A 9,909-nucleotide genomic window follows, 5' to 3' on the forward strand; every position below is an offset into this window, starting at 1 on the left:
CAACTTACCACCACTTAATTATTTGAGTTTATTCTGAATATGATTGATTGTTGCCATAAGAATTTTATAGAGATAAAAATATCTGATTTTTACTCAACTTAAAAGTAGCGCTCGCCTCTCTCTATTTTAGCAGTTCAATTTTGGCTCTCTTTCGAGAAAGTAATATCTGGAGTTCCTTTGATGATTTTTTTTTAAGGTAAACATCAGCTAATTTTTGGAACTCACCACCACTTAATTCTTTGAGTTGATTTTGAATCTGACTGATTGTTGCCATAGGAATTTTATATACTTCAAAATCAGAGATTTTTACTCTACTTAAAAGTAGCGCTCGCCTCTCTCTATTTTAACAGTTAAATTTTGGCTCTCTTTCGAGAAAGTAATACCTGAAGTTCCTTTGATGATTTTTTTTGAAGGTAAACATCAGCAAGTTTTTTCAACTTACCACCATTTAATTCTTTGAGTTGATTCTGAATCGGATTGATTCTTGCTAGAAGAATTTTATAGAGTTCAAAATCAGAGATTTTTACTAAATTTAAAAGTAGCGATCGCCTCTCTCTATTTTAGCAGTTAAATTTTGGCTCTCTTTCGAGAAAGTAATATCTGGAATTCCTTTAATGATTTTTTTTGAAGATAAGTATCAGCAAGTTTTTGGAACTCACTTCCACTTAATTTTTGAGTTGATTTTGAATCTGATTAATTTTTGCCATAGGAATTTTATAGAGAGCAAAATCAGAGATTTTTACTCTACTTAAAAGTAGCGATCGCCTCTTTCTATTTTAGCAGTTAAAATTTTGCTCTCTCCAGTCAAAAATCAGCTTCAAACAATCAAAAAAAACTAGGAATAATTGAATCAATCAAACATTCCTAGTTATTAATTTTTTTCAGTTTAGATATAGAAAATTTTTTACGTTTCAGAAGGAGAAGATTGATTCAGAAATGGAGTCAGATAAGCAACCAAAGCACCAATAAGAAAACCTGCCACATTGCGAGTCAATGGCAACCAATCTGAAGTTCTTGAAACTACCGGACCAATACCAAAAGCAATAAACAAAATTCCCCACAATGGAGAAAATATTAACGCCCACTGCCAAGAAAAAGCTTGGCCTGATTTACGAGGTTGAGCTGCAAAACCACAAATTACTCCACCAATAGCTGATGTAATTAAAGTTAAAATCCACTGCTCCCGTGGTAAACCTGGTACAACGTTACAACCACCTTGGCGTAAACAAGTTTTGATAGATTCTAATGATTGAATAATTGATTGGTCTTCACCTTGGTCTCGCACAAAAAATTGATTACCATAGCGAGTTTGCAACTCTACCCAAAATGTCCGGGGCAGAAATTCATAAAGAGCGCGACCTACATTAAAGTTCAGGATATTACCACCACGAGCGTCAGCTACTAACAAGACACTTTTATTATCAAGTTGCCAAAAATCTTTAACTGCTCTACCTGGAGTACGGTCGAATTGAGTTAAAACTCTGAGTTTCCAGCCAGTTTCTGTTTCAAATTGTTCTAAGTCTTTGGCTAGTAACTTTTCTTGAACTTCTGTTAACGATCTGGCTAGGTCAATTATTGGTGTTTGCTCTTTGGGAAGTAAATCTGGATTGTTGTAAGCTTGGGCAACTGTTGGAGTTAGAGCAAAAGTGGATAATGTCAGGAAGATTGCTGTAATTGATACAAAAAAAATTTTTGAAAAAAATTTTACCATTTTATATTTAGTTTTAATCCAAAAGGTGGACAGCAAATGTTTGTATTAAAAGAAAGTAAAAAATCTCATATTTCTTTACATTTATTTACTTTAACTCACAATTATATAAACTGTGAAGTTAATCTTAATATTTTTGAGACTTTTGACTTGGCTATATTGTCTTTTGTTAATACAAAATAGCCGTTAATGATGTATTGAGGATAACAATTATCTATAGTTTCTGGCTAACGAAGATGATGTTTGGGATATAGTCGGAGTATCTTCGCTCCCGTCAGTGAAGGGAAGGCATTAAGTAGGGTTTGTTGATAAAGTATGAGTGGTGAGAGTATAATTTAAGAGCTAGGAGTCAAGAATAATAGGGATTACACAGGAGGTAGAGCAAAAAATTTTCTCAGATTTTTTCGCGGTTGTCTGCTCAAAATGTGACTATTTAGGACTGAAAAGCTTGCACTTCTTTCACAAAAAAAGAGGTTGAACCTTATCTCTCGAAATCCTTTTAAAGTTAATCATCAAGCCTTAAGTATAGATACGAGTATAATTTAGTTGTACGAATCTTAGTTAGTATTTATTAATGACTATATTACCTAAAATATAATAATATTTTTGGTTTAAATGTTAAGTAGAAAAATCAAAAATCTCCATAAACACTATATATGGATAGCAAAAATTATAGTGCCACACTATATGTAGATTTTAATCCCTAAAAAATCCATAACCACCTTACTGCCTAAAAATCCATAAGCACTTTAGTGCCTAATTTAACCAAGTTGATGCTTTAGCAGCAACAGCATTATCCGGTTTAGGAATTTCGTCCAAAGACTTTTTCAGCAAACCCTAAGTATAAAAATCAAAATTCTCCATAAACACTATATATGGATAGGAAAAACCATAGTGCCACACTATATGTAGATTTTAATCCCTAAAAAATCCATAATAACCCTGCGGCTTAATTTAACCAACTTGCTGCTAGAGCAACCGCTAAAGCATCAGCAGCATCATCGGGTTTAGGAATTTCTTCTAAATTTAATTCTCTAGCTACTGCTTGTTGAACATCAGATTTATCTGCATTGCCATAACCTGTTATTGCTTTCTTAATTTGTCCGGGTGTAAACTCAATTAGTGGAATTCCATGTTGCGCTAATACTAATATTAAAATTCCTCTAGCTTGGGCGACTAAAATTGTATTACCCATACGATAAAAGAATAACTTTTCTGTAGCTGCTAAATCTGGTTTAAATGTATTCAGTATAGTGTGTAAATCTTCATAGATTGTGATGAGACGTTGCCCCATTTCTTGTTTTTTTGTAGTTTGAATTACGCCAAAATCAATCATAGAAGTAGAATCTATTTTCTCTGTTTTTGAATTATAAACACACTTAATTAATCCAAATCCTAATACTGCTAAACCTGGATCTAATCCGAGAATTAATTTTTCCATTTTTAGACTTTTTATAAGTAGTTGTGATCCTAGTTGAGAGAGGGAAAAGGCAACAGGGAGTCAACAGGATGTGTAATTAATTTGGCATAGGAACTTAGTAAATATGGTTGTAGGGAACAGGATAAAATTATGAATCTCTTAGGGTTTGCTGATTAAATATAAAAGCCTTTACAGATAAAACTTTTAGCCTTTTTTATTCTTGAAAAAATACAAGTTTTTAGGTCTTATTGGTTCAAAAATTCAGCATTTTTTATTTAGGCATTAGGAAAGACTTACTAAGAAGTAGTGATTTTCCAATTAAATGTCGTTAAAAAACAGATAAATTATGCTTACTTTTAATTTTCTATTGTAGGAGTGGGTTTAAAAATAATCTTTACCGAAATAATTAATAATTAAACAATTAAATAATTAGATAATTCAGGTTTAAAGCCTCCCCAATAAAGGGGAAAAAGCGGTCGTTTCGGCTAAGATCCGACATGAAAAGCGGAGCTTCCCGAAGGGTGGGATGCGGAGGTTTCCTCCGCATATCCAATCGACCAAGAGAGCGGTTGTTAACGCAGTTTCCCGAAGGGTGGGATGGATGGGTTACCTAACCATATCCAATCAACCAAGAGAAATAAATCTTTTTCTTTTAGTCAATCCTCTCCCTTTTAGGGAGAGGTAATTATCAATTATAAATTATAAATTATCCATTATCCATTAATGAAGCCTTCAGCAAAAGAAAAAAATCCAAACCTCCTCCCACAAAAAATAACCACCCTAAACTTTTGTCGCTTCAGCAAACCTAATCTTCAAATAATCATCCTCCATTTTTGCGCCTGCAGGTTTCAACGCTGCTAAAGCTTGAGGTAAAACCAAATTCCGACGATGATTACCAATTCTAATATTCAACTCATCCCCAGTTTTATTCAATTGAACTTTCTCTTTAGGAATACCAGGTAAATATAACTGCAAATTATAATTCCCCTTTTCTTGCACTACCTTAACAGTATTTTCCTTATAGTAAACCTGACTAGGATCTTCATCTCCATACAAAGTTTCTTTCAACCTCTCCAAAGCAGCCAAACCACACATTTCCTCAGAATAAAGAGGTACTTCCTTCACAGGCAAAGGTCTAAAATTATCGTGAATTTCTTGCCGATATTGCTGTTGATTTTCCTTCCACTTTTTAAAGAAAGGGTCAGTTACAGAATCAGGAATAATCCGATTAGCTACTACTAAATCTGTAGAAACATTGTACAAACTTAAATAAGCATGAGCGCGTAAAGACTCCTTAATTACCATTTTTTCAGGATTAGTAATTAACCGCACAGAAGTCTTAGTATTATCAGTCAAAACCTTTTCCAAAGCCTCAATTTGTTCATAAAATTCATAAGGGGCATCCATAACTTCTTTATCTGGCAAAGAAAAACCAGTAATAGGTTTAAAAATAGGCTCAAAAAGAGGTCTTAAAGCTACCGACATTCCCTGCAAAGGTTTATAAAACTTTCTCATATACCAACCCCCCACTTCGGGCAAACTCAAAAGTCGCAAAGCAGTACCAGTCGGAGCAGAATCAATAATTAAAACATCATATTCCCCCTCGTCATAGTGGCGCTTCATCCGCACTAGACCAAAGATTTCATCCATTCCCGGCAAAATTGCCAACTCTTCAGCTTGCACACCATCTAAACCCCGCGCCTGCAAAACTTGAGTAATATAACGTTTGACAGCTCCCCAGTTTCCTTCCAGTTCCATCAAAGCATCTAATTCAGCACCCCAAAGATTTTCCTTAACTTTCCGAGGTTCATGGCTCATTTCCATATCAAAGCTATCTGCTAGGGAGTGAGCTGGATCGGTGCTAAGAACCAGAGTTTTATGGCCTAACTCTGCACAACGTAGTCCCGTTGAAGCAGCCACTGATGTTTTCCCAACGCCACCTTTTCCCGTCATTAATATTACACGCATCAATTATTTAACCTTTTATGAAAAATTTTTACCAAAAAAAATGGGTTTAGAGCAAGGCCCTTCTAGAGTGACTTTTCTCTGTTTTTAAGTGGTAGATAATAGACATACTATGTTATATTATCATAGATTATTTTCAAAAAAAGGAGGTGAAGTAAATTGTATGGATGTCAACAATAGTTAATCAAAAATCCCCAACTTTTTCCCTTTATGGAGTATTTGTGTACCACAGCCAATAAACTTATTAATTGTGGGATTTATTTGGCACGCCATTTCAGTTATCAGTTATCAGTTATCAGTACCAACTTCTGAAGTATCCCGATGAAAATACTGAATCAAAGATTTTTTTCATTCCCTTGAAATGGGAAGCTAGAGAGCTGATTTTCTGGTTAATTGTACTTTAAATTAGGGCACATCACAGGTAAATATAATGAGCGAGAGATAATTAAAGTCAAATTTTAATTATAAATTTCTTCATCCTCAAGCAGTACAGCATACTCTTATAACCAGGAGTAATGAGTAATGAGTAATGAGTAATGAGTTAGGAGTAATGAGTTAGGAGTAATGAGTTAGGAGTAATGAGTTAGGAGTAATGAGTTAGGAGTAATGAGTAATGAGTAATGAGTTAGGAGTAATGAGTTAGGAGTAATGAGTTAGGAGTAATGAGTTAGGAGTAATGAGTTAGGAGTTAGGAGTTAGGAGTAATGAGTTAGGAGTTAGGAGTTAGGAGTAATGAGTAATGAGTAATGAGTAATGAGTTAGGAGTTAGGAGTAATGAGTTAGGAGTAATGAGTAATGAGTAATGAGTTAGGAGTTAGGAGTTAGGAGTTAGGAGTTAGGAGTTAGGAGTTAGGAGTTAGGAGTAATGAGTTAGGAGTAATGAGTTAGGAGTAATGAGTAATGAGTAATGAGTAATGAGTTAGGAGTAATGAGTAATGAGTTAGGAGTAATGAGTAATGAGTAATGAGTAATGAGTTAGGAGTTAGGAGTTAGGAGTAATGAGTTAGGAGTAATGAGTTAGGAGTTAGGAGTCAAAGGCTAGTTAATAATGAATACAAATCTTCCATCATGCCCCCCGATGATTACAACTGTGGTCTCATACGCATGGAAACTGCTATAAGCAAACTCTAAGATTGAAAGAAAATCAGGTCAGAGTACCTTTGGGCAAAAAAGTTCAAGCAACTTTTAAAGTTGATAGTTTTTTGTTAAATTTTCCCAATAATCTTAACTTAAAAAAAAAATTATCAATCAGGATAATACCTCGTAATAATTGTATGAAATATAGAATTAGTAGAATTTTTTTTAGGAGGAATAAGAGGCAAAAAGATGGCATTAACATTGGAGAAAACAAACAACCAAAATTTTGTACAAATTCCCACTGCAAAACTCAAATAACTGCTTAAGGAATTGTACGAACTAAATGGAATATAATTTGTGGTAACCGAATAATATTATACTTGAAAAGCCAGCTTTTTATATGATCAATTATTGCCAATAATTGCTGAAAAACTAGATAGCTGTAAGCCTTCAGTAAAGCGAATTAGGGCTTGCTGAAAAAGTATGCATAGTAGGGGTAGGAGTCAGGAGTCAGGAGTCAGGAGAAACGGGGAATTTAAAGGTGGTAGTTGGAAGAGTTATCCCTTGATTTTCTCCCATAGTGAGCAAAAAATGCTGAATTTTTGAACCAATAAGACCTAAAAGCTTGTACTTTTTCAAGACTTAAAAAGGCTAAAAGCTTTATCTGTAAGGGCTTTTATATTTAATCAGCAAACCAGAATTAAACTGGATTTATATAGAACTAAAAACAGTTTATTAGTTAATGCCGATGTCAATGGTACAGCTAATATTTTGAAATATCAAAGTTGTTGATATTTTTTTTAAAAGGAGTTACTGGAGGCAGTTTGATAATGCCCTTAAGAGTCCTATTTTGGATTACTTAAGAATCCCTACCCTGAAGTACGGGAAGTATAAATAAATATTTTAACTTTAGCGGATTTTTTATTTTTCCAGCATTGAGGAAATGTGCATTACCAAAACTTGTTTTTTTCTAAATATGTCAATATATAGTATTTCTGAAGTTGAGGTAAAGTTGTTTTTCTTCTTTATCTATTCCCAACTAAAAAAACCTGTTTTAAAACATCCAACCGAGAGATATCCCAATAGTCAATATGACTGTCAATAACTCCGTCTTTATTGAGTTTCAATTCACTCCATCCTGGTATTGCCATTCGAGGTTTCCAGGGGAAAGGGGCTGTCCAGCTCAGTTTCCAACGAGTTTTAATCACATTTCCTGATTGACTAATATCATACAATTCAAGTTGAATATCATTAAACCAATTGTTCATAAAACCGATCATTTTTTGATAACGGTTTATACCTCTAAATTTATTTAGTGGGTCTTCAAAATAAACATTTTCTGCGTAAATACTGTAAGTTTGGTTAGTAGGAAATCTTTGATAATCTTGTTTGAGTATTGAGATAATATCCATTTGATTTATTGCTTCTTTTTTTATTAATTATTAATTATTCATTATCAATTATTCATTAACTTCTGACCATAAACGCTCTAACTGATAACGCCAAGCTGTCAAAGTTTTTTCCCGGTATTCTGAATTCATATCTATTTCTCCCATTAAACCTTCTGCATAAAAACGTTCTAAAGTTTGTAGAGTTGCTTCTAAAGTTTGTCCTTGGAGTTTTGCTGCTTTAATTACTTGGCAAATCTGATTTTCTATTACCTCATTAAAATAACCAGATATACCTTGTTCTTTCAAATGAAGTAATCTTTGAATAGCTGCACTAAAATCTGCCACGGTTAATGTAGAAAAATTATACTGAAACACTCCCCAAACAACATTTTCATATATGGCATAACGAGTTTCTAAAGTCACATCAAAGTTAGCTTCAAGTAATTTATCAAGAAATGGTTGAGCGTCTTCTTTAGGAGCAATAGGTATTAAGATTCTCAGCCAAGTTTCGTCTTCTGAGATAAGAATTAAAAGTCGAAACTTCTCTGTTTCTATTTGCCATGAAGTAGGCGATCGAGTTTCAACAGATTCTCCGAATATATTTGTTAGTGTTTGAGTAATTTCTAATAAATTCATCAGTATATAAATTAAGTCAGGAACTGCTAAACGATTATTTGATTTTTTAGCTAATTCAAATGTACTTGTGAGAGTAAAAATTGAGATATCCAACTAATCCAATGATAAACCCCCGGACTTTAACCGGGGGTTCTTTAGCTAATAGGAAATAGTTTGCATCCCTACCATTATCGCTACTTGTTCTAGTTCTGAATCAAGGAAATACTAAATTGTTAGTTCATCCATTCTAGAACAGCTTCTTCTTTAGCATTAGTACGACGCTCTGGAGTTTCACGAGTGAACTTCATGTGAATAGAACGGTTTTGTTCACCATCAACTGCTACTGCCATGATTGGGTAATCAATCAAACCATCAGGGAAAGCCATCTGGAAGCGGAATGTACCATCAGGGTTGAGTTTTATGGGTCGTCCACCGATGGTAACAGTAGCATCGGGTTCAGTTGCACCGTGGATAATAAGTTCGGCATCAGCAACTAACCAGAATTTGCGTGGGCGAACTGGTGGCATGGAAGCAGCAACACCAGACATATTCATACCCACACCGGACATACTCATACCAATACCGGAAGCGGTTAAACCTACCCCTGACATATTCATGCCCACACCGGACATTCCCATGCCTACTCCTGACATGGTTTGACCTACACCGGACATACTCATGCCTATACCAGAAGTGGTTAAACCTATACCGGACATACTCATACCAATACCGGAAGCGGTTAAACCTACCCCTGACATATTCATGCCAACACCAGACATTCCCATGCCTATACCGGAAGTTGTTAAACCTACACCGGACATTCCCATGCCAACACCAGACATTCCCATGCCTATACCGGAAGTGGTTAAACCTACACCAGACATTCCCATGCCTATACCGGAAGTGGTTAAACCGACACCTGACATTCCCATGCCAACTCCGGACATGGTTTGACCTACCCCGGAAGCAGTTAAACCGACACCTGACATTCCCATGCCAACTCCGGACATGGTTTGACCTACCCCTGACATACTCATACCGACACCAGACATTCCCATGCCTATACCAGAAGCAGTTAAACCAATACCGGAAGCAGTTAAACCGACACCTGACATTCCCATGCCAACTCCGGACATGGTTTGACCTACCCCGGAAGCAGTTAAACCGACACCTGACATTCCCATGCCAACTCCGGACATGGTTTGACCTACACCTGAAGCAGTTAAACCGACACCTGACATTCCCATGCCAACTCCGGACATGGTTTGACCTACACCTGAAGCAGTTAAACCGACACCTGACATTCCCATGCCTATACCTGAAGCAGTTAAACCGACACCAGACATTCCCATGCCAACTCCGGACATGGTTTGACCTACACCTGAAGCAGTTAAACCGACACCTGACATTCCCATGCCAACTCCGGACATAGTTTGACCTACCCCGGAAGCAGTTAAACCGACACCAGACATTCCCATGCCAACTCCGGACATAGTTTGACCTACCCCGGAAGCAGTTAAACCGACACCAGACATTCCCATGCCAACTCCGGACATAGTTTGACCTACCCCGGAAGCAGTTAAACCTACACCAGACATAGTTTGACCTACCCCGGAAGCAGTTAAACCGACACCAGACATTCCCATGCCAACTCCGGACATGGTTTGACCTACCCCGGAAGCAGTTAAACCTACACCAGACATAGTTTGACCTACCCCGGAAGCAGTTAAACC

7 protein-coding genes are annotated in these 9,909 nt (G+C 36.0%); all 7 read right to left on the reverse strand.

Annotated elements, in window-relative coordinates:
- Positions 1–121: 121 nt before the first annotated feature.
- Complete coding sequence (locus F6K40_RS15975; RefSeq protein ID WP_293137475.1) at positions 122–274, reverse strand: hypothetical protein; 153 nt, start codon at positions 272–274, stop codon at positions 122–124.
- 630 nt (positions 275–904) lie between these two features.
- Complete coding sequence (locus F6K40_RS15980; RefSeq protein WP_293137477.1) at positions 905–1,711, reverse strand: TPM domain-containing protein; 807 nt, start codon at positions 1,709–1,711, stop codon at positions 905–907.
- 946 nt (positions 1,712–2,657) lie between these two features.
- Entirely contained in the window at positions 2,658–3,149 is a 492-nt protein-coding gene (ruvC, locus tag F6K40_RS15985; protein ID WP_293137479.1) for a crossover junction endodeoxyribonuclease RuvC, read from the reverse strand.
- 759 nt (positions 3,150–3,908) lie between these two features.
- Positions 3,909–5,096, reverse strand: a complete 1,188-nt coding sequence (locus tag F6K40_RS15990) for a TRC40/GET3/ArsA family transport-energizing ATPase (protein ID WP_293137495.1) — start codon at positions 5,094–5,096, stop codon at positions 3,909–3,911.
- Between the two features lie 2,099 nt (positions 5,097–7,195).
- On the reverse strand, positions 7,196–7,582 hold the full coding sequence (locus tag F6K40_RS15995) for a C6orf136 family protein (RefSeq protein ID WP_293137481.1): 387 nt from the start codon (positions 7,580–7,582) through the stop codon (positions 7,196–7,198).
- A 48-nt stretch (positions 7,583–7,630) separates the two neighbouring features.
- The gene (locus tag F6K40_RS16000) at positions 7,631–8,290 is read right to left on the reverse strand and encodes a type III secretion system chaperone family protein (protein WP_365671642.1); all 660 of its coding nucleotides are present in this window, start codon (positions 8,288–8,290) and stop codon (positions 7,631–7,633) included.
- 119 nt (positions 8,291–8,409) lie between these two features.
- Entirely contained in the window at positions 8,410–9,879 is a 1,470-nt protein-coding gene (locus F6K40_RS16005) for a hypothetical protein (protein ID WP_293137499.1), read from the reverse strand.
- Positions 9,880–9,909: the final 30 nt, after the last annotated feature.

It is taken from the genome of Okeania sp. SIO3I5 (assembly GCF_010672085.1).
Taxonomy (GTDB): Bacteria; Cyanobacteriota; Cyanobacteriia; order Cyanobacteriales; family Microcoleaceae; genus Trichodesmium.